The sequence below is a fragment of the Brevundimonas sp. AVps4 genome (assembly GCF_058681525.1).
On sequence record NZ_CM178741.1, the window covers coordinates 1,769,696 to 1,791,746 of the forward strand.

General features: G+C 66.2%; 27 protein-coding genes and 1 pseudogene. 18 read left to right on the forward strand and 10 right to left on the reverse strand.

The window, feature by feature from the left end:
* Nucleotides 1–59: 59 nt before the first annotated feature.
* Both ACW178_RS08745 and ACW178_RS08750 read right to left on the reverse strand, forming a co-directional pair.
* On the reverse strand, nt 60–839 hold the full coding sequence (locus ACW178_RS08745; RefSeq protein WP_348685329.1) for an NAD kinase: 780 nt from the start codon (nt 837–839) through the stop codon (nt 60–62).
* Between the two features lie 32 nt (nt 840–871).
* Nucleotides 872–1,996, reverse strand: a complete 1,125-nt coding sequence (locus ACW178_RS08750; protein ID WP_492024468.1) for a DUF2336 domain-containing protein — start codon at nt 1,994–1,996, stop codon at nt 872–874.
* Nucleotides 1,997–2,183: 187 nt separating this feature from the next.
* On the opposite strand from ACW178_RS08750, the gene ACW178_RS08755 reads away from it, so the two are divergent.
* The 4 genes from ACW178_RS08755 (at nt 2,184) to ACW178_RS08770 (ending at nt 8,125) form a co-directional block, all read left to right on the forward strand.
* Entirely contained in the window at nt 2,184–2,948 is a 765-nt protein-coding gene (locus ACW178_RS08755) for a class II aldolase/adducin family protein (RefSeq protein ID WP_183215830.1), read from the forward strand.
* A 38-nt stretch (nt 2,949–2,986) separates the two neighbouring features.
* Complete coding sequence (locus tag ACW178_RS08760) at nt 2,987–3,709, forward strand: hypothetical protein (protein ID WP_492024469.1); 723 nt, start codon at nt 2,987–2,989, stop codon at nt 3,707–3,709.
* A gap of 109 nt (nt 3,710–3,818) precedes the next feature.
* Complete coding sequence (locus tag ACW178_RS08765; RefSeq protein ID WP_054766912.1) at nt 3,819–4,919, forward strand: efflux RND transporter periplasmic adaptor subunit; 1,101 nt, start codon at nt 3,819–3,821, stop codon at nt 4,917–4,919.
* Nucleotides 4,919–8,125, forward strand: a complete 3,207-nt coding sequence (locus ACW178_RS08770) for an efflux RND transporter permease subunit (protein WP_221233607.1) — start codon at nt 4,919–4,921, stop codon at nt 8,123–8,125. The genes ACW178_RS08765 and ACW178_RS08770 overlap by 1 nt, the downstream gene beginning before the upstream one ends.
* A 4-nt stretch (nt 8,126–8,129) precedes the next feature.
* Here ACW178_RS08770 and ACW178_RS08775 read toward each other — a convergent pair whose 3' ends face one another.
* Nucleotides 8,130–8,630, reverse strand: coding sequence for a c-type cytochrome (locus ACW178_RS08775; RefSeq protein WP_201462494.1), 501 nt, complete (start codon nt 8,628–8,630; stop codon nt 8,130–8,132).
* Nucleotides 8,631–8,852: 222 nt separating this feature from the next.
* Here ACW178_RS08775 and ACW178_RS08780 point away from each other — a divergent pair, with 222 nt between their 5' ends.
* Genes ACW178_RS08780 through ACW178_RS08790 form a run of 3 tightly spaced genes read left to right on the forward strand, consistent with a single transcriptional unit; the run spans nt 8,853 to nt 11,800 of the window.
* Nucleotides 8,853–9,119: a FeoA family protein gene (locus tag ACW178_RS08780; RefSeq protein WP_054766914.1), complete on the forward strand. Its 267-nt coding sequence runs from the start codon at nt 8,853–8,855 to the stop codon at nt 9,117–9,119.
* Nucleotides 9,119–11,002, forward strand: coding sequence for a ferrous iron transporter B (feoB, locus tag ACW178_RS08785; RefSeq protein ID WP_054765490.1), 1,884 nt, complete (start codon nt 9,119–9,121; stop codon nt 11,000–11,002). The genes ACW178_RS08780 and feoB overlap by 1 nt, the downstream gene beginning before the upstream one ends.
* 33 nt (nt 11,003–11,035) lie before the next feature.
* Nucleotides 11,036–11,800, forward strand: a complete 765-nt coding sequence (locus ACW178_RS08790; protein WP_182713831.1) for a prepilin peptidase — start codon at nt 11,036–11,038, stop codon at nt 11,798–11,800.
* Here the strand turns inward: ACW178_RS08790 and ACW178_RS08795 are convergent.
* From ACW178_RS08795 to ACW178_RS08805, 3 genes are all read right to left on the reverse strand, one after another.
* Complete coding sequence (locus tag ACW178_RS08795; RefSeq protein ID WP_054765492.1) at nt 11,797–12,423, reverse strand: TetR/AcrR family transcriptional regulator; 627 nt, start codon at nt 12,421–12,423, stop codon at nt 11,797–11,799. The genes ACW178_RS08790 and ACW178_RS08795 overlap by 4 nt on opposite strands.
* Before the next feature lie 139 nt (nt 12,424–12,562).
* The gene (locus ACW178_RS08800; protein ID WP_191555517.1) at nt 12,563–12,781 is read right to left on the reverse strand and encodes a hypothetical protein; all 219 of its coding nucleotides are present in this window, start codon (nt 12,779–12,781) and stop codon (nt 12,563–12,565) included.
* 141 nt (nt 12,782–12,922) lie between these two features.
* Nucleotides 12,923–13,165, reverse strand: a complete 243-nt coding sequence (locus ACW178_RS08805) for a DUF378 domain-containing protein (protein WP_054765494.1) — start codon at nt 13,163–13,165, stop codon at nt 12,923–12,925.
* 203 nt (nt 13,166–13,368) lie between these two features.
* On the opposite strand from ACW178_RS08805, the gene ACW178_RS08810 reads away from it, so the two are divergent.
* The gene (locus ACW178_RS08810; protein WP_257720131.1) at nt 13,369–13,497 is read left to right on the forward strand and encodes a hypothetical protein; all 129 of its coding nucleotides are present in this window, start codon (nt 13,369–13,371) and stop codon (nt 13,495–13,497) included.
* Here ACW178_RS08810 and ACW178_RS08815 read toward each other — a convergent pair.
* On the reverse strand, nt 13,494–13,742 hold the full coding sequence (locus ACW178_RS08815) for a DUF6894 family protein (RefSeq protein ID WP_054765495.1): 249 nt from the start codon (nt 13,740–13,742) through the stop codon (nt 13,494–13,496). The two genes, ACW178_RS08810 and ACW178_RS08815, sit on opposite strands and share 4 nt — an antisense overlap.
* 53 nt (nt 13,743–13,795) lie before the next feature.
* Here ACW178_RS08815 and ACW178_RS08820 point away from each other — a divergent pair, with 53 nt between their 5' ends.
* Nucleotides 13,796–14,515 carry a Crp/Fnr family transcriptional regulator gene (locus tag ACW178_RS08820; RefSeq protein ID WP_054765496.1) on the forward strand — a complete coding sequence of 240 codons (720 nt, stop codon included), beginning with the start codon at nt 13,796–13,798 and terminating at the stop codon, nt 14,513–14,515.
* Nucleotides 14,516–14,518: 3 nt separating this feature from the next.
* Here ACW178_RS08820 and ACW178_RS08825 read toward each other — a convergent pair whose 3' ends face one another.
* Complete coding sequence (locus ACW178_RS08825) at nt 14,519–15,325, reverse strand: SDR family NAD(P)-dependent oxidoreductase (RefSeq protein WP_054765497.1); 807 nt, start codon at nt 15,323–15,325, stop codon at nt 14,519–14,521.
* Nucleotides 15,326–15,447: 122 nt separating this feature from the next.
* On the opposite strand from ACW178_RS08825, the gene ACW178_RS08830 reads away from it, so the two are divergent.
* Together ACW178_RS08830 and ACW178_RS08835 are read left to right on the forward strand one after the other, a co-directional pair.
* The gene (locus ACW178_RS08830) at nt 15,448–16,017 is read left to right on the forward strand and encodes an SRPBCC family protein (protein ID WP_054765498.1); all 570 of its coding nucleotides are present in this window, start codon (nt 15,448–15,450) and stop codon (nt 16,015–16,017) included.
* Between the two features lie 28 nt (nt 16,018–16,045).
* A complete protein-coding gene (locus ACW178_RS08835) occupies nt 16,046–17,221 on the forward strand; it encodes a zinc-dependent alcohol dehydrogenase (RefSeq protein WP_054765499.1) in 1,176 nt (391 codons plus the stop codon).
* Nucleotides 17,222–17,225: 4 nt separating this feature from the next.
* Here the strand turns inward: ACW178_RS08835 and ACW178_RS08840 are convergent, their stop codons facing one another.
* Complete coding sequence (locus ACW178_RS08840; protein WP_492024470.1) at nt 17,226–17,831, reverse strand: Crp/Fnr family transcriptional regulator; 606 nt, start codon at nt 17,829–17,831, stop codon at nt 17,226–17,228.
* 374 nt (nt 17,832–18,205) lie between these two features.
* On the opposite strand from ACW178_RS08840, the gene ACW178_RS08845 reads away from it, so the two are divergent.
* From ACW178_RS08845 to ACW178_RS08855, 3 genes and pseudogenes are all read left to right on the forward strand, one after another.
* The gene (locus ACW178_RS08845) at nt 18,206–18,463 is read left to right on the forward strand and encodes a hypothetical protein (protein ID WP_224762172.1); all 258 of its coding nucleotides are present in this window, start codon (nt 18,206–18,208) and stop codon (nt 18,461–18,463) included.
* A 242-nt stretch (nt 18,464–18,705) separates the two neighbouring features.
* Nucleotides 18,706–18,798 (forward strand): annotated as a pseudogene (locus ACW178_RS08850) (hypothetical protein); the annotation flags it as partial.
* A gap of 157 nt (nt 18,799–18,955) precedes the next feature.
* A complete protein-coding gene (locus tag ACW178_RS08855) occupies nt 18,956–19,210 on the forward strand; it encodes a hypothetical protein (protein WP_054765501.1) in 255 nt (84 codons plus the stop codon).
* A 32-nt stretch (nt 19,211–19,242) separates the two neighbouring features.
* On the opposite strand, the gene ACW178_RS08860 is transcribed toward ACW178_RS08855, so the two are convergent.
* Nucleotides 19,243–20,408 (reverse strand): IS3 family transposase gene (locus ACW178_RS08860; RefSeq protein ID WP_191559183.1). Its coding sequence is split into 2 segments (ribosomal slippage): nt 19,243–20,150 and nt 20,150–20,408, totalling 1,167 coding nucleotides; the frame shifts between segments, so codons are not numbered across the junction.
* On the opposite strand from ACW178_RS08860, the gene ACW178_RS08865 reads away from it, so the two are divergent.
* Genes ACW178_RS08865 through ACW178_RS08880 form a run of 4 tightly spaced genes read left to right on the forward strand, consistent with a single transcriptional unit; the run spans nt 20,389 to nt 22,051 of the window.
* Nucleotides 20,389–20,970, forward strand: coding sequence for a hypothetical protein (locus tag ACW178_RS08865; protein ID WP_492024471.1), 582 nt, complete (start codon nt 20,389–20,391; stop codon nt 20,968–20,970). The genes ACW178_RS08860 and ACW178_RS08865 overlap by 20 nt on opposite strands.
* A 33-nt stretch (nt 20,971–21,003) precedes the next feature.
* Complete coding sequence (locus ACW178_RS08870; RefSeq protein WP_492024472.1) at nt 21,004–21,495, forward strand: hypothetical protein; 492 nt, start codon at nt 21,004–21,006, stop codon at nt 21,493–21,495.
* Nucleotides 21,492–21,872 (forward strand): hypothetical protein, encoded by a 381-nt coding sequence (locus ACW178_RS08875; RefSeq protein WP_492024473.1) that lies wholly within the window; start codon nt 21,492–21,494, stop codon nt 21,870–21,872. Before ACW178_RS08870 ends, ACW178_RS08875 begins: the two co-directional genes overlap by 4 nt.
* Nucleotides 21,869–22,051 carry a hypothetical protein gene (locus ACW178_RS08880; RefSeq protein ID WP_492024474.1) on the forward strand — a complete coding sequence of 61 codons (183 nt, stop codon included), beginning with the start codon at nt 21,869–21,871 and terminating at the stop codon, nt 22,049–22,051. The genes ACW178_RS08875 and ACW178_RS08880 overlap by 4 nt, the downstream gene beginning before the upstream one ends.

Genomic DNA, 22,051 nt, shown 5'->3' on the forward strand with positions numbered 1-22,051 from the left:
GCTCCCAGAAATTTACGCGAACCCTAACGGGCCGCTCTTAAGAAGCCGTGTAGGGGGGGTCAGTTGGTGAACTGTTCCGTCATCACCCGTTCGTCGAAGGATCGACCGGCGTCGAACAACATGGTCAGGGCGACGTCGCGCCGCTCGCGCACCTCGACGCTGGCGACGCGCCGAACCTCGAAATTGTCGGCCGTGGCTGAGACGGGCCTCTTGTCCGGTTCCAGCACGTCGAAGCGCACCCGAGCCTCGTGGGACAAAAGGGCGCCGCGCCAGCGCCGGGGCCGGAAGGCGCTGATCGGCGTCAGCGCCAGGATGCGCGCGTCCAGCGGAATGATCGGCCCGTGGGCGGATAGATTGTAGGCGGTCGATCCGGCCGGCGTCGCCACCAGACAGCCGTCGCAGGACAGCTCCTCCAACCGAACCTTGCCGTCCACCGTGATCTTCAGCTTGGCGCTCTGTCGCGTCTGACGCAGCAGGGACACCTCATTGATGGCCAGGCCCGTATGCACCTCGCCCGCCTCGGTCCAGGCGTCCATCTGCAGCGGATGGATGACCGTGCGTTCGGCGGCGACGATTCGGGCGATCAGATCGTCCTCGTCATAGTCGTTCATCAGAAAGCCGACCGAGCCGCGGTTCATGCCGTAGACGGGCGTTCGGCGGCGCAGATTGCCGTGCAGGGTCTCCAGCATCTGGCCGTCGCCGCCCAGGGCGACGATGACGTCCGCCTGTTCTTGCGGCACGGCGCCGTAGCGGGCGATCAGAGCCTGACGCGCGGCCTGGGCCTCTGGACGGTCGCTGGCGACGAAGGCCAGGGCGGGAACGGGCGGGATCTGGGTCACGGCCGAACGAGAGCCCCAGCTTGACCGCGAAGTCAAACGATCGCGGTGCGCTCCATGATCTGGCGAAAGGCGCGGGCGGCCGAACGGCTGTTCATCGGCGTCGCGCTCCACGAGCCGCCGCCGGGGCGGCCGTCAGTCAGTTTGCGGACTTCCGACAGCACATTGGCGAAGACCGCTCGATCCAGTCCGACCGCAGTGCAGGCCAGATAAAGCGGCTCCGCAGTAGACGAGTGGATGGCGGAGCGCACCTGAGCCGGCGTGAATCCCCCCAGTTGCACCAGGGCCTGTTCGAACAGGCTCAGACGCTGTTCGCGCAAGGCCCGGATTAATATGCCGGGCCGAAGTTGGCCGGCCGCCTGAAGCTTGTCGACCAGACGTTTTTCCATCTCTTGCCGCTCGCGATCGGTGTTGCGGCCGGTGGGTTGCAACGGCCGCCAAGTGGGGGAATGCACCGCCTTGGCCGCCGCCTCCCGCACCGCCGCGTTCAGGCGGGCGTCGTCGATCTTGAACCGCTCGCCGATGGACTGCCGCAGGGCCTGTCCGACCCATTGGTACAGATCATGGGCGAGATCTGCGTTCAGGCGGGGGTGACGGGTCAGGGGCGCGCGAAGACCGGCGATACGCCGGGAATGTTCGATCAGACGACGCATGGCCGCATCGCTGATGTCGGCGGTCCGGTTCGACGCCAGGGCCGTCATGGTCACGGGATCGGCCTGATCCACGATCGCCTCTACGACCCCATGAGACAGGTGCGGCCGCCGCGCCACGGCGATCTGATGCTCCAGCGTGGTCTCCAGCAGGATCTGGATCAGGTCCGCGTCCTGCAACAGGGGGCTGGCGGCGATGACCGGCGCCGCGATCTCGATCTCGTCCAGCGCCAGCATGTTGATCAGAGCCGGCGGGGCCCAATCCGCTGCGGCGAGGCGTTCGGACAGCAGGCGGCGAATATCCCGCTCGGCCTGGGCGGCCAGGGTCAGGAAGATTTCCGCCAGGGCGGGCGCCAGGGCGGTGTTCGGCGGCGCGGCTTCGCACAGGGCGACCACGCCCAGCAATAGTCGCCGACGGTCGTCCGGCGCCTTGCTGCGCGCCAGGTCGATCAAATCCAAAGCGGGGTCGCGCGCGGGCGACGGCGATCTGAGCTGGGCGACAGCGGACAAGGCGGCGGCTCCGACGCGGGAAGGTACCGCTTGCAACTGTGACGCCTGGTCATGAAGACGCGGTTAATGAAATCTGAAGTGCGGCGGTTAATGCGCGTGTCGTTCGGGCTCGACTTGACGGACGCAGGCTGCGGAGGGACGGTTGGGCAAGGCCCGTCAGAGGCCCGCCCTAGGATAGGAGACCCCCATGGCCGACGACGCCGTCCTCAGTCTGAAATCTCGCGTCTCCGAGGCGGAATGGCGCACCCGGGTGGAGTTGGCCGCCCTCTATCGGCTGGTCGCCCTCCACGGTTGGGACGACATGATCTTCACCCACATTTCGGCTCGCGTTCCGGGGCCGGAGCATCATTTCCTGATCAATCCCTACGGCTACTATTTCGACGAGATCACCGCCTCATCCCTGGTGAAGGTCGATCTGGACGGCAACATCGTTCAGGAGACCGCCGACTTCATCAATCCGGCGGGCTTCACCATCCATTCCGCAGTCCATGCGGCGCGGGAAGACGCAAAGTTCGTGATCCATCTCCATACGGTGAACGGGGTCGGGGTGGCGGCCCAGCAAGGCGGTTTGTTGCCGATCAGCCAGAACGCCTGTTTACTACAGCATCAGGTTGCGTATCATGGCTACGAGGGGTTGGCCCTGAACCATGACGAGCGCGAACGTCTGGTCGCCGATCTGGGAGACAAGCCGCTGATGCTGTTGAGAAATCACGGCACGCTCGCGGTCGGGGAAACGGCGGCTCAGGCATGGATCGGCATCTTCTTCCTGGAAAGAGCCTGCGCCCAGCAGGTCGCCGCCCTTTCGGCGGGGCCGGATCAAGTCTTGATCGCGCCCGATCAGGCCCAGGCGGAGACCAAGACGCAGGGCCGGGGGATCGGCTTCGTCGCCGCCCTGGCCTGGCCCGGGGCGCTGCGGCAGCTGGATCGCAAGTCGCCCGGCTACGACGCCTGACCGCAGCGGCGGCGGGTCTGGCGCTCGCCTGGCCTGCCTTGGCGCAGGCGGGAGCCTGGAACCCGCCGAAGGGCCAGGGGCAGGCGATCATCAAATATGAAAACCAGCGGGGCGATACGGGCTTCGATCCTTCGGGTGAGCAGGTTCCCCTGCCGGCCCAGCGCCGTGATGCGGCCCTCGGCCTGTTCGCCGAATATGGAGTAGGCGACGCCCTGGCGATTCGGTTGAAGGCGGATTGGCAGGACGGAGAAGACGCCTTCGTCGATTATCAGGGGCGCGGCCCGGTGGAAATCGGCGCTTCTTGGCAGGTTTGGCGAGACGACGGCGGCGCCGTCTCCGTCTACGGCGGCTACGCCTGGGCGGGGGAGGGGCGCAATGCGGGCTATGCGGCGCCGGGAGTCGGCGAACATGATTGGGAGGCGCGGGTGTCGGCGGCGCGGTCCCTGGGCGAAATGGGCGGGCGATGGGGGATGGACCAGTCCTTCGTCGAACTTCAGGTCGCGCGTCGCCTCCGCGACGATCTGCCCAATGAGACCCGGATCGACGCCACCATCGGGGCGCGGTTCGACGCACGATGGCTGATCCTGGGCCAAGCCTTCGCAGGCGCGGCGGACGGCGGCGCGCGCTGGCTGTCGCTCGAAGGGTCCCTCGTCAGGGATATTGGCGACTGGAGCCTTCAGGCGGGCTGGCGCCAGACTGTCACGGGGCGCGAGGCGGCCGTGGTTCATGGACCGGTTGTGGCGATCTGGCGCAGGTTTTGACGAAAACCGCGCGACGGAATTCGCCGTAAGTCACGTTACGGATAGGTAAGGTTGCGCGCCCGAGAGAAGACGCTAAGCGTGCACGTCCTCTGAATTGAAAGTCTGTTGCGTGATCAAACGCCACTTCTTCCTCGTCGCCGCAGCGATCCTGCTGGGGCTGATGGTTCTCGCCGCCGTGCTGAAGCTGGCCTTCGCTGAAGACGAGGGGGCGGGCGGCCCCGGCGGCGGCGGTCGTCGCGGCGGCCAGCAGGTGTCCGAGGCGGTCGTCGCGCAGAAGCCCTTCTCCGACCAGATCCGCGTCCTGGGCGTGGCGCGCGGCCAGAGGTCGGTGAACATCACCTCCTCCACGACCGAACTGATCACGCGGGTCCTGTTCACGGACGGCCAGAGAGTCTCGGCCGGGGCGCCCCTGGTCGAACTTCAGGCCCGCGAAGAGGATGCAGCCATCATCGAGGCGCGCGCCAATGTCGCCCAGGCGCAACGCGAATACGATCGCTACAAGGCCCTGGCGGACCGCGGGGTCGCCCCTCAGGTCTTGCTGGAACAGGCCGAAACCGCCCTGGAGACGGCGCAGGCGTCCCTGCAGGCGGCTCAGGCCCGACGCGGCGACCGGGTGATCCGCGCCCCCTTCGCCGGGACCCTGGGCCTGACCACGGTGACGCCCGGCACCCTGGTCAATCCGGGCGCCGTGATTGCGACCCTGGACGATGTCTCGACCATTCGCGTCGATTTTCCTCTGCCCGAACGGTACCTGAACCTGCTGCGGCCGGGGACGCCGATCACCGCGACCGCTGACGCCTATGGCGACGCGCCGTTCCAGGGCCGGATCGCCCTGATCGACACCCGCGTCAATGAGACGACCCGCGCGGCCACTGCCCGGGCCGAATTCCCCAATCCCGGCGGCCGCATTCGCCCAGGCATGCTGCTGAGGGTCTCGGTCCAACAGGGACAGCGGCAGTCCGCCGCAGTTCCCGAGGCCGCCGTTCAATATGAGGGCTCGGGCGCCTTCGTCTATCGGATCGCCCCCGGCGCCGAAGGTTCGACCGCCCAGAGGGTCGAGGTCGAGACTGGGGCCGTCGAGAACGGTTTTGTCGAAATCCTGTCCGGCCTGGAGGTCGGCGATCGGATCATCGGTTCGGGTCTGAACCGCATTCAGCCGGGCGCCGCCGTCAGCGTCGCCGGCGCGCGTCGTCAGGCCGCCGCCAAATGATGCTCTCTGATGTCTCGGTGCGGCGGCCCGTATTCGCGGCCGTCGCAGCCATCGTCCTGTGCGTGATCGGCCTTGCGGCCTTCTTCTTCCTGCCGGTTCGCGAACTGCCGGACGTGGATCCCCCGATCGTCTCGATCAACACCAGCTACGCCGGGGCCTCGGCCGAGGTGATCGAGAGCCGGATCACCGAGCCGATCGAACAGCAGATCGCCGGGATCCAGGGTGTCGAACGGATCAACTCGACCAGTCGGGACGGCCGGTCGAACGTCAACATCGAGTTCTCCCTGGACCGCAATATCGACGATGCGGCCAATGACGTGCGCGACCGGGTCAGCCGGGTGGTCGGCGCCCTGCCGGATCAGGCGGATCCGCCGGAGGTGGCCAAGGCCGATTCCGACAGCCAGCCGATCATCATCGTCTTCCTGCGCTCGACCACGATGAATCGGCTGCAGCTGACCGACTACGCCGACCGCTATCTGGTGGACCGGATGGCGACCGTGCCCGGCGTGGCCCAGGTCAACATCTATGGCGAGCAGCGCTATTCGATGCGGATATGGCTGGACCCCGCCGCCCTGGCCGCGCGCGGTCTCACCGTCACCGACGTCGAGACCGCCCTGACCAGCCAGAACGTCGAACTGCCCGCCGGGTCGCTGGAGTCGACCGCCAAGAACTACACCGTGCGCGTGGCCCGCAACTACGCCCTGCCGGAAGACTTCCGCCAGCTGCCGATCGGAACGCGCGGCTCGGCCTCCACCTCCGCCTCGGTCGCCACGGGAACCGGCAGCGGCTCGTCGGCCATCATTCAGGGCCAGCCGACCTATGTCACCCGTCTGGGCGACGTCGCGCGTGTGGAAGAGGCGCCGGAAGAGGACCGGCGCCTTTTCCGCGGCAACAGCATGGATCAGATCGGCCTGGCCGTGACCCGTCAGGCCCAGTCGAACGACCTGGCCATTTCCGACGGCGTGCGCAAGATGATCGACGAGATCCGACCCAGCCTGCCGCCCGGCGTAACGCTGGAGATCGGTTCGGACAATTCGGTCTTCACCTCTCACGCCATCGACGAGGTCTGGATCACCATCGGCATCTCCATGGCCCTGGTGGCCCTGGTCAACTTCATCTTCCTGGGCAGTCTGCGTGCGGCCCTGATCCCGTCCATCGTGGCCCCCATCTGTCTGCTGGCGACCTTCATCGTCCTGGCGCCCCTGGGCTTCTCGCTGAACCTTCTGACCCTGCTGGCCCTGGTGCTGGCGATCGGCCTGGTCGTGGACGACGCCATTGTGGTGGTCGAGAACATCCAGCGGCGGCTGGATCATGGGGAGCCGCCTCTGGTCGCGGCCGAACGCGGCGCGCGCCAGGTCTTCTTCGCCGTTGTGGCCACGACGGTGGTGCTGCTGTCCGTCTTCGCCCCCCTGCTGTTCCTGCCCGGCTATGTCGGGCGGCTGTTCGTCGAACTGGCGGCGGCGATTGCGGCCGCCGTGGCCTTCTCGGCCTTCCTGGCCTTGAGCCTGTCGCCGATGCTGGCCTCCAAGATCCTCAAGCCGGCCGAAGGCGGCGGCTGGCTGGCGCGCCGGGTCGACTGGGGCATGGACCGGCTGAAGACCTCATACGGCCGTTCGCTGGAGATGCTGCTGGGGCGGCGCGCGGCGGTGATCGGCGTCGGCGTCCTGATCGCCCTGGTCGCGGCCGGGGCGGCCGGCATCTTTCTGGCCCTGCCCAACGAGCTGGTGCCGGATGAAGACCGGGGCCGCGTCTCGGTCCGCGTCGCCGGGCCGGAAGGGGCGGGCTTCGACTACACGCGAAAGATCATGATGGGTCTGGAGCCCCTGCTGGCCGACTATAAGGCCAGCGGCGAGGCCGATTCCTATCTGATCTCGGCGCCGGGGTTCGGCGGCGGCAGTTTCAACTCCGGCAATGGGGTGCTGGTCCTGTCGGACTGGTCCAAGCGCGAGCGGTCGGCGGCCGAGATCGCCCAGGAGTTGAACCGCAAGCTGCGCGGCCAGACGGACGCCCAGGTCAACGCCTCGACGCCGGGCGCCTTCCAGCGCGGCGGGGGCAATTCCAACTCCATCGAATTGATCGCCACCGGCACCGACTATCAGCAGATCTACAACTGGCTTCAGCCCCTGTTGGCTGCGGCTCAGAACAATCCGGGCTTCTCGCGGCCGCGCCTGAACTATGAGCCCAACTCGCCGCGCCTGCTGGTGGACGTCGATCCGCAGAAGGCGGCGGCCCTGGGCGTGTCCTCGCAATCGATCGGCCGCACCCTGGAGACCATGTTCGGCTCACGCCGGGCCACCACCTATATCAAGGGCGGTCAGGAGTATGACGTCATCCTGCAAACGGAACGTCAGAACCGGCGTGAAGTCTCTGACCTGGAAGCGCTTTATGTGCCGACCGGTTCTGGGCAGCTGGTGCCGCTGGCGGCGGTGGTGACCACCCAGACCTCGGGCGACACGCCCGATCGCCGCCGGCTGGATCGCCAGCGGGCCATCACCCTCCAGGCCGATCTGAACCCCGGCACGACGATCGACGATGCGGTTCAGTTCCTGCGCGCCGAAGCCGCCAAACAGCCCCAGGGCGGGGTGGTGGTCCAGTGGGGCGGGGCCGCGCGCGATCAGCAAGAGGCGGGCGGCGCCGTCCTGGCCGCCTTCGGCCTGGCGCTTCTGCTGGTCTTCCTGGTTCTGGCGGCCCAGTTCGAAAGCTGGATCACCCCGGCGGTGATCATGCTGACCGTGCCCCTGGCGGCGGCGGGCGGTCTGTTCGGCCTGTTGATGGCCGGGTCCAGTCTGAACATCTACAGCCAGATCGGCCTGATCATCCTGATCGGGGTGGCGGCCAAGAACGGCATTCTGATCGTGGAATTCGCCAATCAGCTGCGCGATCAGGGCCGGTCGATCCGGGAGGCGATCATCGAATCCTCCTCCCTGCGCCTGCGCCCCATCATCATGACCTCCATCGCCACCGCCTTCGGCGCCCTGCCCTTGGTGCTGTGGCAGGGGGCGGGAGCCGGCAGCCGTCAGACGATCGGCGTCGTCATCTTCACCGGCGCCATCTTCGCCACCGTCCTGACCCTGTTCGTCGTGCCGGTGATCTACGGCCTACTGGCTCGCTTCACCAAGTCGCCCGAATGGACCGCTCGCAAGATCGAGGAGTGGGAGGCTCAGGAACTGCGTGAGGGCGGACCCAAGCCGATCGCCGAAGGCTGACGCCTCAGGAGGCGGGCGGCGTCGAGGCCGCAGGGCGGTAGCCCGTCTCCACCTTCAGGAAGGCGATGACGTCGCGCCGGTCCTTGGCGTCGGGCAGGCCGGCGAAGGTCATCTTGTTGCCGGGCAGGAAGCCGCGCGGATTCTGCAGCCAGCGGTCCAGCGCCTGGGCGTCCCAGACGAAATCGGCCGTCCGCAGGGTGTTGGAATAGTTGTAGCGCGGCCGCTCGCCCGCCTTGCGCCCGAACACGCCGTACAGATTCGGCCCCGCCATGTCCGGCCCGTCCCGGCCGATGGTGTGGCAGGCGCGGCAACGCGCGAAGACGCGACGTCCATTGTCCAGGTCTCCCGTATTGTAAGGGGCGGGAAGGGCGGCGAGCAGATCGGCCTTCTCCGTCTCCGTCAGGGCGGGCGGAGCCTTGGACGGGGGCGCGTCCTTCTTATCCCCATTCGGACCGCAGGCGGCGAGCGTAAGGACAAGGGGGACGGCGAGGGTGAGGCGACGCATCGCAGGCTCCGATTTTTGCAGCAGTTCAGGGCGCATAGAGCATGATCGGTTTGGACGGAACCGTGCAGCGGTTCCTCTTCGGCCGATCGGGCTCTACTGCAAATGTCCGGCGCGGCAATTGGCCAAGGTGTCCCGCTGGACGGACCGGGGGCGCGCCTGATAATCACTGTCAAAGAAGATGCGCGACCCCTGGTGCGGTCGCCCGCCCGTGTGAGCCTAGATTTGACCGATACGATAAAGCTGAGCCAAGCCCGACGCGGCGACCGCGGCGTCATTGTCCAGGTGGGCGGCCATTGTCACCATAAGGAGCATGAGGTCGAGTTGGAGCGCCGCCTGCTCGAACTGGGCTTCGTCGAGGGCGCCGAGGTCGAGCTGCTGCACGAAGGCCTGTTCGGGCGCGACCCGATCGCGCTGAAGGTGGACGACATGCGCGTGGCCCTACGTCGGCGTGAGGCCGCCAGCCTGATCATCCGCCGGGTCGCCGCCTGATGGACATGGCCCTTAAGACCGCCCGCGTCGCCTTGGTCGGCAATCCGAACAGCGGCAAGACCGCCTTGTTCAACGCCCTCACCGGCGCGCACCAGAAGGTCGCCAACTACGCCGGCGTCACGGTTGAGCGGAAGGAGGGGCTGATCCGAGCCGCCTCCGGCCGGACGATGTCGGTGCTGGACCTGCCGGGCACCTACTCGCTGCGGGCCCGCAGCCCCGATGAGGAAGTGACCCGCGACGCCGTCCTTGGCCGTCTTGCCGGAGAGACCCCGCCGGATGTGGTGGTCTGCGTCGCCGACGCCACCAATCTGCGTCTGGTTCTGCGCCTGATCCTGGAGTTGAGGGCCGTCGGCCGGCCCATGGTCCTGGCGCTGAACATGTACGACATCGCCCAGCGCCAGGGGCTGCGCATCGACCTGGAGGCCCTGTCCGCCGAGCTGGGCGTGCCGATCATCACCACGGTGGCCACCCGCAAGCGCGGGATCGAAGACCTGATCGCGGCTGTCGAGGCGAAGGTCGAGGCGGCGGCGGTCGAGGATGAAAACCGGTGGAGCAGCCCGGATTCCGCCGCCCTGCGCCATGCGGCCCGGGAAGCCGAGCGGATCATGAAGGCTTGCGTGCGCCCGCCCGAGCGGCCCGACACCCTGACCGGGAAGATCGACTCGGTTCTGCTGCACCCGGTCGCGGGGATGGCGATCCTGTTTGTCCTCCTCTTTGTGATGTTCCAGGCCGTCTTCAGCTGGGCGGCGCCCCTGATGGACGGCATCGAGGGCGGAATCGGCTGGATCGGCGGCCTGGTGGCGGCCCTCATCCCTGACCAGGGCGCGGGCGGACTGATCCAGAGCCTGATCGTCGATGGGATCATATCCGGCGTCGGCAGCGTGCTGGTCTTCCTGCCGCAGATCCTGATCCTGTTCCTGTTCATCATCGCCCTGGAAGACTTCGGCTATATGGCCCGCGCGGCCTTTTTGATGGACAAGATCATGGGCGGCGCCGGCCTGCACGGGCGGGCCTTTATCCCCCTCTTGAGCAGTTTCGCCTGCGCCATACCCGGCATCATGGCCGCGCGGGTGATCGACTCGCGCCGCGACCGGCTGACCACCATCCTGGTCGCGCCCCTGATGACCTGCTCGGCCCGGATCCCCGTCTATACGCTGATCATCGCGGCCTTCATTCCCAGCCGGACCGTCTGGGGCGTCGTCAATCTGCAGGGACTGGTGATGTTCGGCCTCTACGCCGCCGGGATTCTCAGCGCCCTGTTCGTGTCGCTTCTGATCCGCAAGGTGTTCTGGCGCGGCGCGGTGGAGCCCTTCATGATGGAGCTGCCCACCTATCGGCTGCCGGACCCCAAGAGCGTCGCCTTCAACCTTTGGCTTCGCGCCAAGATCTTCATCAATCGCGCCGGCCGGATCATCCTGCCGCTGGTCATTCTGCTGTGGGTTCTGGCGACCTTCCCCTATCCGCCCGAGAACGCGACCCTGCCGGATATCGACTATTCGTTCGCCGGCATGATCGGCCGGGCGCTGGAGCCGATCTTCGCCCCCATCGGCTTCAACTGGCAGATGGTCATCGCCCTGATCCCCGGCATGGCGGCGCGTGAAGTGGCGGTCGCGGCGCTCGGCACCACCTACGCCATCGCCGATGCGGAGAATGCGACCGGCCTTCTGGCCTCGACCCTGTCGGCCCAGTGGTCCCTGGCGACGGCCCTGTCCTTCCTGGCCTGGTACATCTTCGCGCCCCAGTGCGTCGCCACCCTGGGTGTGGTCAAGCGTGAAACCAACTCGACCAAATGGACCTGGATCATGATCGGCTACATGTTCGGACTGGCCTATCTGGCGTCCTTCGTGACCTATCATGTGGCGGTGGCCCTCGGAGGCGGCTAAGCGGGGGTGGTTCTTCACCGTCCGGACCCAGAGATGAGCCCTGTCCTCGCCGCCGTCGTCCTGGGCCTTCTAGGTCTGATCATCGGCAGTTTCCTGGCGGCCGTGAGTGTCCGCCTGCCGCGTGACGAGGACATCGTACTCGCCCGGTCGCGGTGCATGGGGTGCGACCAGATTCTGAGGCCGTGGGAACTCGTCCCCCTGTTCAGTTGGGTCGTGTTGCGCGCCCGCTGCGCCCGGTGCGCCGCGCCCATTTCTCCACGGTATCCTTTGATCGAGCTGGCGGCGGCCGCAATCGGCGTCTGGACGGGTCTCTGGGCCGGCCTCAACGGCGGATCGATCCTGATGACGGCGGCGACCGCGATCCTGGGATGGCAGCTGCTGCTGATCGCGATCGTCGACGGCGAGAACTTCTGGCTTCCCGACATCCTGACCTGGCCGCTGGCGGCGACGGGACTGATCGCGGCGGCGCTGTCGGGATGGGACCAGGCGATCGCCCATCTGATCGGCGCGATCGTCGGGTTCGGGGGGCTGTGGCTGGTCGCCTGGCTGTACAAGCGGGTCCGGGGACGAGACGGGCTGGGGGGCGGCGATCCCTTCCTCTTTGCGGGCGCCGGGGCCTGGGTCGGATGGATCGGCCTGCCCAGCGTTCTTCTCTGGGCCTCGGCGGCGGGCCTCAGCCTGGTGTTCGGCCTGCTGGTGGTGCGCCGCTCGGTCAGCGCGACGGACAAACTGCCCTTCGGCGTCTTTCTGGCCGTCGGAATCTGGCTGACCTGGCTTTACGGGCCGCTGGGGCTTTAGCGCCCGGTGGTCAGTTTGACGATGATGATCGCCGCCGTGTCCAGAATGGCCTCGGGCGTGTCGGCGCGGCGCAGCAGGTCGAAGCTGGCGGCGGTGGATTCGGCGATGGAGGCGATCTGGTAGGAGGCCAGTCGGGGATTGTAATCCTTGGGATGGAGGCCCGCCGCATGGGCCTGGGCCACCCGCCGTTCGATCGCCAGATGCAGGCGGCGCAGGCGGCGCACGCGGCTTTCGACAAAGGCCGCCTCGCCGTTGTCGGCCAACATATGCTCGACCCTCAAAACCTGCCCATGATCGCGCCAGACCGCCATCACGTCCAGAATGAAGGCGCGGCCGATGGCGAAGGCCCTGTCGCCGGGCCAGTCCGTCTGGAAATGCGCGGCCAAACCCTGGAAATCGGCCGCCGCCGCTTCACACAGGGCCAGAACCGGTTCCTCGACCGACTTGAAATAGGTGTAGAAATTCGAAGGCGAGACGCCGGCGGCCGAAGCCACGTCCGCCACGCGAATCTCGCCGTAGTGACGCGCGTTGAGCAGCGTCCGCGTGGCGTCCAACAGGGCCTGACGGGTCCGGCCGCCCCGCGCGCCGATCTTGTGCCCCAGCTTGTTGGTCGTGTCGCCCATATCCCCAATGGTCGAAAAAAGGTGCTATGCGGCGGCGGCCCCGAGGGCGGCGCCGACCGTGACGACACGGCCCGCATAATCGATACGGCGCAGCCTAGCCGACCGACTCGCAAAAGGCCAATGCCGGGAAGGTTCGACCTCAGTCGAACGGCAGGATGAAGACGCCGTCGTATCCGGCGCCGGCGTCCTGGCGGGGCAGGGCCACGAATTCCCGCCCGGCGCTGGACAGGACCTCCCGCACCAGTTGGTCGAAGGCGGCGGCGTCATCCCGTTCAGACTTCAAGATGGCGAAGCCCTCTTCAGTCGGTTCGACCCGGTACCCCGCGCCCTGCTTCAACTCTGTGAGCGAAAAACCCATCGAACGCGCGGCTCCTCTATCCAGGATGCCTTCGCACAACCCTGATGCGTCGTAAACAACATGGGTTGGTTCGATACGGAAGAAGGGCCGTCCGACGGACGGCCCTTCGATGATCCCGAACAGAGATCCTTGAAAGGTGGATCAGCTGCGGACGGGCGCGCGCACGCCGGCTTCCGCTCGGGCCTCATCGGTCTTCAAGGCGGCGAGGAAGGGCATGATCTGCCAAAGGGCGGACAGGCCGACCAGCACATAGACGATGCGGGACAGGGCCGAGCCGTCGCCGAAGAGGGCGGCGACCAGATCGAAGTCGAAGGCGCCGACCAGACCCCAGTTGAGGCCGCCGACGATGACGAGGAGGAGGGTGACGAGGTTGAGGATTTTCATGAGCTTTCTCCGTGATTGTAAGGAAAGAAGCTTCGACCGGTCAGGCCGTTCCATCGTCGCCTTGTCCGCGTCGCCTCTGGCGGAAACCGGACAGACCGCAACCCTTGCGGTCGTCATTGTCCATTTGCCGACACGGGGCAACGCGGCCGCGCGGCGCCCATTGAGGCGGGGACGCCGACATTGGCGGTCCGGGATTCTCGCGCTTGCCGCCCTTCGACCCCACACCCCTCGTTCAGAACATAGAGAGCCTGTTTCGCCGGCTCCGCCTCGTGGGCGTTCTCGGCGGAGCGGCCGTTCTGGCGACCCTGTCCGCCCTGGCGATCCTGCGCTAATCGAGCGGCGGCAGAGGATCGTCCGGCGGGCCGGCCGCCACCCGGACTTCATAGATCGGCGGTCCCGCGTCGTGGAACAGGACGAGCGTGAACGCCGTCTGGTGTACCCCTTTCAGCGCATGGTCGCGGATCAGGTCGCCCACAGCCAGCAACGCTTCGCATCGGGCCGCGTTGTCATCCCCAGCCATAAGCTGAAGACGCTCCTCCATGCCGGCGACGCCGATTTTCAGGCGGTATTTCCTCATGGAGCCTATACGTGAGAGGCGGGGCTTGGATGTCGCTTAGCTCAATTTGTTCAATGCTGGACGTTCTCGTCCAGAAGTTCGAACGTCGTGACGATCTGTCGCCGGCTCAGAGGCGGGCCATTCTTCGACTGCCCGTCGAGCGTCTCCAGGCGAGCGCTGGGGAAACGATCGTGCGCGAGGAGCGGCGTCAAACCTCGAGCCTGCTGCTGCTGTCCGGTTACGCCGGACGGGTCGCCTTTGTTGGAGACGGCGGGCGGCAGTTCACCCAGATCGGGCTGCCCGGCGACTTTCTGGACCTGCACAGCCTGGTTATGAAGCGGATGGAAAACGGCGTCATGGCCATTTCCGACTGCGAATTAGCGACCATCCCCCATTCCGCTCTTCGCCGACTGGCCTCGCGCGATCCCCATCTGGCGCGAATGTTCTGGCTGGAAACGGTGGTGGATGCGGCCATCCACCGGGTCTGGCTGGTCGGCATGGGACGTCAGGACGCCCAGGCGCGCATGGCCCACTTCTTCTGCGAGATATTCACCCGGCTGGAGCCGGTGGGGCGAACCGCCGAAGGGAGCTTCGACTTTCCCCTTAACCAGAATGATCTGGCCGATGTTCTGGGCCTGTCGTCCGTTCATGTGAACCGAACCCTGATGGCGCTGAGGGCGGCCGATCTCCTCGACGTGCGCGACGGCCGCGCCGTTATCAAGGATTGGGACGGTCTGAGCCGCGTCGCAGAGTTCGACCCCCAGTATCTGCGTCTCTGGAAAGAGGCGGTTTGAGCCTCAGGCGCCCGAGCCCGGCTCCGCCATCTTGCGGTGCCTTTCGGCCAGGACGGTCTGGGGGGTGATCGCCGCCATCGCCGCCTGGACCTTGTTGCCGAGACCCGCCACCACGTCGCCATCGCCCCGCTTCATCGCCGCATAGCCCGCTTTTGCGACATCCTCCGGGTTCGCCTTGTCGCCCTGGGCGACCTTGGTGTCCATCATGTCGGCGCGCTCGAAGAATCGGGTGTCGGTCGGGCCGGGCATCAGGACGGTGACCGACACCCCTGAGTCCTTCAGCTCATTGCGAAGGGCCAGCGAGAAGCTGTCCACGAAGGCCTTCGAACCATTGTAAACGGCCTGGAAACTGCCCGGCATCAGGCCGGCGATCGAGCCGGTGAACAGGATGCGGCCTTGGCCGCGCGCCCGCATGGTTCTGCCGATCAGATGGACCAGACGCACCGTCCCGGTGATGTTGGTGTTGATTACATGAAGGATCTCATCGAACGGCTGGTCCAGAAAGGCCCGGCCCAACCCGTGACCGGCGTTGGCGGCCAGGGCGTCGATCGGGCGCTCGCCGATCAGCTCTCTCAAGGACTGCACCCCCTCTTCAGAGGCCAGGTCGACCTGAAGGGCCTCGACATGGGCGCCCAATCCCTCAAGCGCCTGCATCGCCTCAGCCAATGGGGTGTCGGCGGCGATGACCAGGTCGTAGCCGTCCTGGGCGAACAGCTTGGCCAAGGCGTAGCCGATGCCCGATGAGGCCCCGGTGACCACGGCCAGCGGCCGAACGGTTTCTGCAGCGGTTTGATCCAGGGCGTCGGTCATTGATGAACTCCGGCTTTTCAGCCTGACCAACTCACGCCTGGGCCCTGTGTTCCGTCCAAGACTCGACGGAACGAAGCCGGCGCCGCTCGGTTCACCACGTTCAGCCGATCGGAGCTAAGTCCATGTCTTATAGTGACGTTTCAACCGACGCCGACGTCGGATCGACCGCCTTCCTTGAAGAGGATCGGCAAGAGGGCGACCATGACTCTTCAAGTCTGCGTGCGGCCCTGATCAACCGGCCGAGGCAGGAACTCTATGACTACTGGCGGGAGTTTCGAAACCTGCCCAGCTTCATGGAGAATGTGAAGGCCGTCGAAATTCTGGACGGGCGTCGCTCGCAATGGACCATAGCCGGCCCCGCCGGCGCCGACTTCGACCTGGTCTGCGAAATCACCGAGGATCGCCCTGGCGAGCGGATCGCCTGGACCTCTTCCGAGGGCTCCGACGTCGATCACGAGGGCTGGGTCGATTTCAAGGACAACCCCTTCGGCCGCGGCACGGAGGTCCGGGTCTTCATCAGCTATGATCCGCCTGCGGGGGTGGTGGGCAAGGTGGTCGCCAAGGTGATGCAGCGCGAGCCGCGGGTTCAGGCCCGGCGCGAGCTTCGCCGCTTCAAACAGCTGATGGAGACGGGGGAGGTTTCGACCTCCAAGGCGCCCGAGGCGGCGCCCCGCGCCTCGCGCCACCTCTGATCCTTTTCCCTCGAACCAAGGAGCCCCAATGCGCGCCCTCACATGGCACGGAAAACACAATGTCCAGGTGGATACGGTCCCTGACCCCCAGATCGTCAATCCCAGGGACGCCATCATCAAGATCACGGCGACCGCCATCTGCGGCTCGGACCTGCACCTCTACGACAGCATGATCCCCGGCATGTCCAACGGAGACATCCTGGGACATGAGTTCATGGGGGAGGTGGTGGAGGTCGGCCGAGGCAACACCAGCCTGAAGAAGGGCGATCGCGTCGTTGTTCCCTTCGTCATCGCCTGCGGCCAGTGCTTCTTCTGCGAACGGTCGATGCCGGCCGCCTGCGACAATTCCAATCCCGCCGACAAGGCCGACGCCACCGAGATCGCCTACGGCCATTCCGTCGCGGGCCTGTTCGGCTATTCGCACCTGACCGGCGGCTTCGCCGGGGGACAGGCCGAATATGCGCGCGTGCCCTATTCCGACTACGGCCCGATCAAGATTCCCGACGGGATCGAAGACGAGAGTGTTTTGTTTCTGTCAGACATCTATCCCACCGGCTGGATGGCGGCGGAGAACGCCCAGATCCAGCCCGGCGACACCGTCGCGGTCTGGGGCTGTGGACCGGTCGGTCTGTTCGCCATCAAGAGCGCGATCCTTCAGGGCGCCGGCCGGGTGATCGCCATCGACCGTCACCCGAACCGATTGGCCCTCGCCAAGGCCAATGGCGCGGAGGTGCTGAACTATCACGAGGTCAAGGTGCGCGAGGCCCTGATGGAGATGACGGCCGGCCTGGGCCCCGACAGCTGCATCGACGCCGTCGGCATGGAAAGCCACGGCTTCTCGCCAGACAATATCGTCGATGCGATCAAACAGGAGACCAGGCTGGGGACAGACCGACCCCACGTACTGCGAGAAACCATCATGGCGGTGCGCAAGGGCGGAACGGTGTCGGTCCCAGGCGTTTACGGCGGGGTGGCGGACAAATGGCCTGTGGGCGCCTTCATGGAGAAGGGGCTGACGCTGAAGACCGGCCAGACCCATGTTCAGCGCTATCTGCCGCAACTGCTGCAACTGGTGCTGGACGGCAAGATCGACACCACCGACCTGATCAGCCACCGTCTGCCGCTGGAACAGGCCCCCGAGGGCTACAAGAACTTCAAGGAAAACCAGAACGAATGGACCAAGGTGGTCCTGAAGCCGCACTGAGGCTTCAGCAGCCGCAGGCGAAGCGATGAAGGCGCGCGGGGTCGGTGACGATCATCCGACCCCGCGACAGCTTCAGCGCGCCGTCCCGCTCCAGGGCCTTGACGGCCGCATTGACGCTGGTGCGTTGAACGCCCATGGCCTGGGCCAGGATGGACTGGGTGGTGCGCAGTTCAGGGCCGGAAGTCTCGTACAGACGGCGAATCCAATTGGCCGTGCGGTGGGGCACCTGGTGGACGGCGTTGCAAGCCGCCTCGGCCTGCACCCGCGACAGACGGTCCAAGGCATGGCGGGCGAAAACGTGTTCGACCCAGGCCTGCCCCATCAGATCCGACAGATCGGCGGCCGGCGCCTCGATCCAGTGGGTGTCGATCAGAGGCAGAAAACGCACGGGATAGAAGGCGGAGGCCAACGAGGCTTCCCAACCGAACATCGCGCCTCGGCCATGAAGGCCGACGCAGGCCATGTTCTTGCGGTCGAAGGCCGCCAAGGCGCCGTCCAGCACAAAGCCCACCGCCGCACGCCCTTCCAGGCTTTCCCCGGCGCGGCCGCTCCGCATCTGACCCTTCTGTCGGACCAGATCCTGGACCTCGTCCGGCATCAGCCGCAGCACCGGGTGATCTCTCACACCTTGCGGACGATGGTCTTCCGAAATCGGATCCCGCGAGGAGACCGCGAGGGCTGAAGCGGCGTCATACATGCACCCACCCTGCACGGCGCGTAAGGCCAAGGCATTCACATGGGTTAAGCAAGGGCGGCGATCACCGCGCCTTGTGCGCTTCTTTTTCCCGTTCGGACCGGACCGCCCGGCAAGGAGGTAGGGCGAACGCCGCCCAGCCTCGGATACGGGGGTCGAGGGGCGCGCGTTTCTTTCATTGGATCATCCGGCCGCCGTGTCTGAACCGAGCGGGGCATGGACGTCCCCGTGATCCGGCCGCGGAACCCGCCGCAGCGGCTGGCCTTTCCTTAGGAACAAGGAGCCGCACGATGACGATGAAGTTTTACCAGATAGACCTGGAGCAAGGCGGGGTGACGCGAACCGTGCGCGTTCCGTCCAAGACCGATGTCCAGGCGGCCGACGCGGCCGCGCCTCTGATGAAGGCGGGCGAGCGGATCATCGCCATTCGCCAGGTCGTCGATGACGGATTGCAGAAGGCTGACGCCCTGCCGCCGGTCTCCCAGGCGGAGTCGTTCGCCGAGATCACGCCGGGCGCGGCGGCAAAGGGGCCGCCTCCCACCAGCTGACGCCGCAGCCGGCGCCGGGTCGCGCTGAAGACTGACCTGGGTAAGCTGAGGCGTTGCGCTGAAGGAGGGTTGACGGCATTGTCGGGCGGCAGACGAGTGAACCATGGCCGACCAAACAACAAACATCGACCACGCCTCTCCGCAGTTGGGGCGAGACGATTTAGTGACGATGGTTCAGGCGGTTGTCGGCTAAGGTGTCCGAGACGACGACATCGGTGAACGTCGCCCAGCGCCTGACGCCTATGGAGGCGGCCTGTCTGCGCCGTGTGCGCGACGGTCTTCAGTCGAAGGAAATCGCGCTCGAATTGGGCCGCTCCGCCAAGACCATAGACAAGCATATCGAGAACGCCTGTCGCAAACTGGGCGTCAGCAGCCGCCGGCAAGCGGCGCGCCTCTATTTCGAACCTCTACGGGACGATTCCGTAGGGGCGTCATTCCCCCTGCCCACCGCTCCCGACGCCGTCTCTGATGACGGTCGGAAAGGAGGCTTGGATGCCGCACTCGGGATGTCATCTGCCGCCCGTCACATGGGAGGAGCTGGAGGCGATCTTCGAGGATTTGGCGGCGACGAACGAGGAACGCGAGACGGCTCTGCGGTTGCTGGATCTGACACGGACCCTTCAGCCCTATCTCTCGCCGCTCGATTTGATGCGCGAGATACTCTGCATCGCGCTCGTTCTCCCCAGCGAGAACGATCGGCCGCCAAGACGGCCCGCGTTGCCGAGCGAGTTCGTGAACTGGCGATGATCCTGAGGCGCCCCCCTCTGGTCCCTCGATCATTATGAGAGTCCAGGGGGTTGATAGCCGATCTGCTTCGCCGACGGGAGCGGCCGTGCGGCGGAGCTGATCAAGTTGCGCAGCCGAACGGCCGCGGGGTTCAGGCGCACCGCCTCCGGGGTCAGTCCCCCGTGCGCCGAGTGCGGCCTGACGTGGTTGTAGTCGATGCGCCAGCGCTCGATGACGGCGCGGGCCTCGGCCAGGGTGGCGAAGACCTCCTCGTTCAGACACTCGTCGCGGAGCCTGCCGTTGAAGCTTTCGACGAAGCCATTCTGCTGCGGCTTGCCCGGCGCGATGTAATGCCAGGCCACGCCGGTGCGGTTGGTCCATTCCAGGATGGCCCGGCTGGTCATCTCGGTCCCGTTGTCGCTGACGATCATGGCCGGACGCCCGCGTCGGGCGATCAGCCGGTCCAACTCGCGCGCCATGCGTGAGCCGCCGATCGAGGTGTCGACCACCAGAGCCAGGGCCTCGCGCGTGAAGTCGTCCACGATGCACAGGATGCGGAAGCGTCGGCCCCACGACAGACTGTCGGCCACGAAGTCCAGCGACCAGCGCTGGTTTGGGCCGTCCGGCAGGGCCATGGGCGCACGGGTTCCGGTGGCCCGCTTGCGGCCCCGTCGCCGTCGCACCGCCAAGCCTTCCTCCCGATAGAGCCGGAACAGCCGCTTCTTGTTCATGCTGAGGCCCTCCCGTTGCAACAGAATGCCCAAGCGCCGGTAGCCGAACCGGCGGCGCTCAGCCGCCAGGCTGCGCAGGCGCTCGCGCACCTCCACATCGCCCTGTTCAGGCTCGCGACGCACCGTCTTCGGATCGATCTGAACCAGCCCGCAGGCGCGCTTCTGGGAGAAGCCGCGCTCCGCCATCAGACGAAGCACGGCCGCTCTGCGCGCTGCAGGCCCGATCAGTTTTTTCCCAGAAGATCCTTCAGCGCCGACACGTCCAGCATCGACTCCGCCAGCAGCTTCTTCAGCCGCCGGTTCTCGTCTTCCAGCGCCTTCAGCTTCGTGGCGTCCGACACGCTCATGCCGCTGTACTTCGCCTTCCACCGATAGAAGGTCTGCTCGCTGATCCCGTGCCTTCGGCATACCTCCGCCGTCGGGCTTCCGGCCTCCTGCTCGCGCAGCACGCCTATGATCTGCGCTTCGTTGAACCTGCTCTTCTTCACGTCCGTCTCCTTGATGAAACGGACTCTCACTCAAAACGAGGGATCAGGAAGGGGGCGCCTCACTCAGGAGTTTGCGGACAAGGTGTTCGCGCGGATTGCGCGGTCGATGGATGGGGCTAAGGCGGCGCTGGATAAGGGCATCGCTTTCATCGAGGGCGAGTTGGCTGCGCCGGTGACCGCCAAAGCTGCTGTCAGCGTGGCTGCTGAAATCCGGTCGTTCGTGAAGGCGATGCCGAACGGTGAACGCATCTCCTTCATCCAGAAGGCGATTGCCGAGGGTGATGAGACCACGGTGTCGAGCCTGCTTGGCGCTCCGAGCTATCTGTCGGGCCTCGACGCCAATATGGCGTCCATCTTCCTTCGCGCGTGGCATGAGCGGAACAGCCCGGCGCTGGCGCAGAGGCTCAAGGCCATGAGCGGTGCGCGCGACCTAATCCTCAATCGGGGCGGTCTGGTCCACTCTGAGCTGACCAAGGCTATCGGGGCGAGTCCGCACAAGGTCGCCGCCCTCCGTGCCGCCAAGTCGAAGGCTGAGAAGGCTTTCGTTCTGCGCGAAGCTTGATCCGGCAGTGATCCGATCAATGGGAAGCGGCACATGACGACCACACCCGCCCATGCTGAGAAGCCCGACTGGATGGATGGCTGGAAGCCAGACGCCGCGCCGAAGAAGGTCGGCAATCCCAACTGGTATCCGGGGATGCCCTCTCCCAATAAGTCAGGTCGTCCGCGGGGCATCGTCGATAAGCGCGTGCGCGTGGCGCAGCAGATGCTGGACGACGTGCAGGGCATTGTTGAGGTGATGACGGCGAAGGCGCTGGAGGGTGACTCTGCCGCTGCCTCGCTGATCCTTGGCCGTGTGCTGCCCTCGCTCCGTAGTCAGGCGCAGCCAGTCGCGTTCGAGTTTGACGCCACCGCGCCCATTGCCCGTCAGGTTGAGATGGTGCTGGACGGCATCGCCTCGGGTGCGGTCCCCGCTGACATTGGCAAGCAGATCATCGACGCCGTTGGCGCGCTGTCAGCGATCCGGGCGACCGAAGAGTTGGAGGCGCGCCTTGCCGCGCTTGAAGCCAAAGAGGAACGCTCATGAACACTTGGCTCAATCCGCACAGGGTTGTCAGCGCCGAGCCGCTGCCGCGCGACCATGTGGTCGCCATCTTCGTGGAGGGGCGCCGCGTCAGCATTCACCCCGCCGCTCAATACGAGCGCGTTCTTGCCCACGCGCAAGCGTTCGCGTCGGAGGCGAAGCGCCCGGTCAAGGTGCTGCCCCTGACCATCGGTGAGTTGATGGGCTTCATGAACATGGACGCCGCCGAACTGGCCGCCAGCCTGTCACAGGAGGGTGCCGCGCAGGACCGCGAGCTTGTGGTGACCACATGCCGGGAAATCCTTCGGAACTGCGACGATGGGGCGGTGCGGCGTGAAGCCTACGACCTGCTCATCAGCATGGGGGAGCTATCCGCATGACCGACAAGGACGACTGCATCGTCAAATATGGACTACCCGCCAGTCAGAGCGAAAAGCTGGTGGAGCGGCACTTTGAGGTGACTCTGACCGAGCGCGCCATAGCCGACGCCCAGTTCGCCCATGCCCTGCGCGTGGGGCCGGAGCTAAGCGCCGCGCTGGGCCGTCTCAAGAGCGACTGA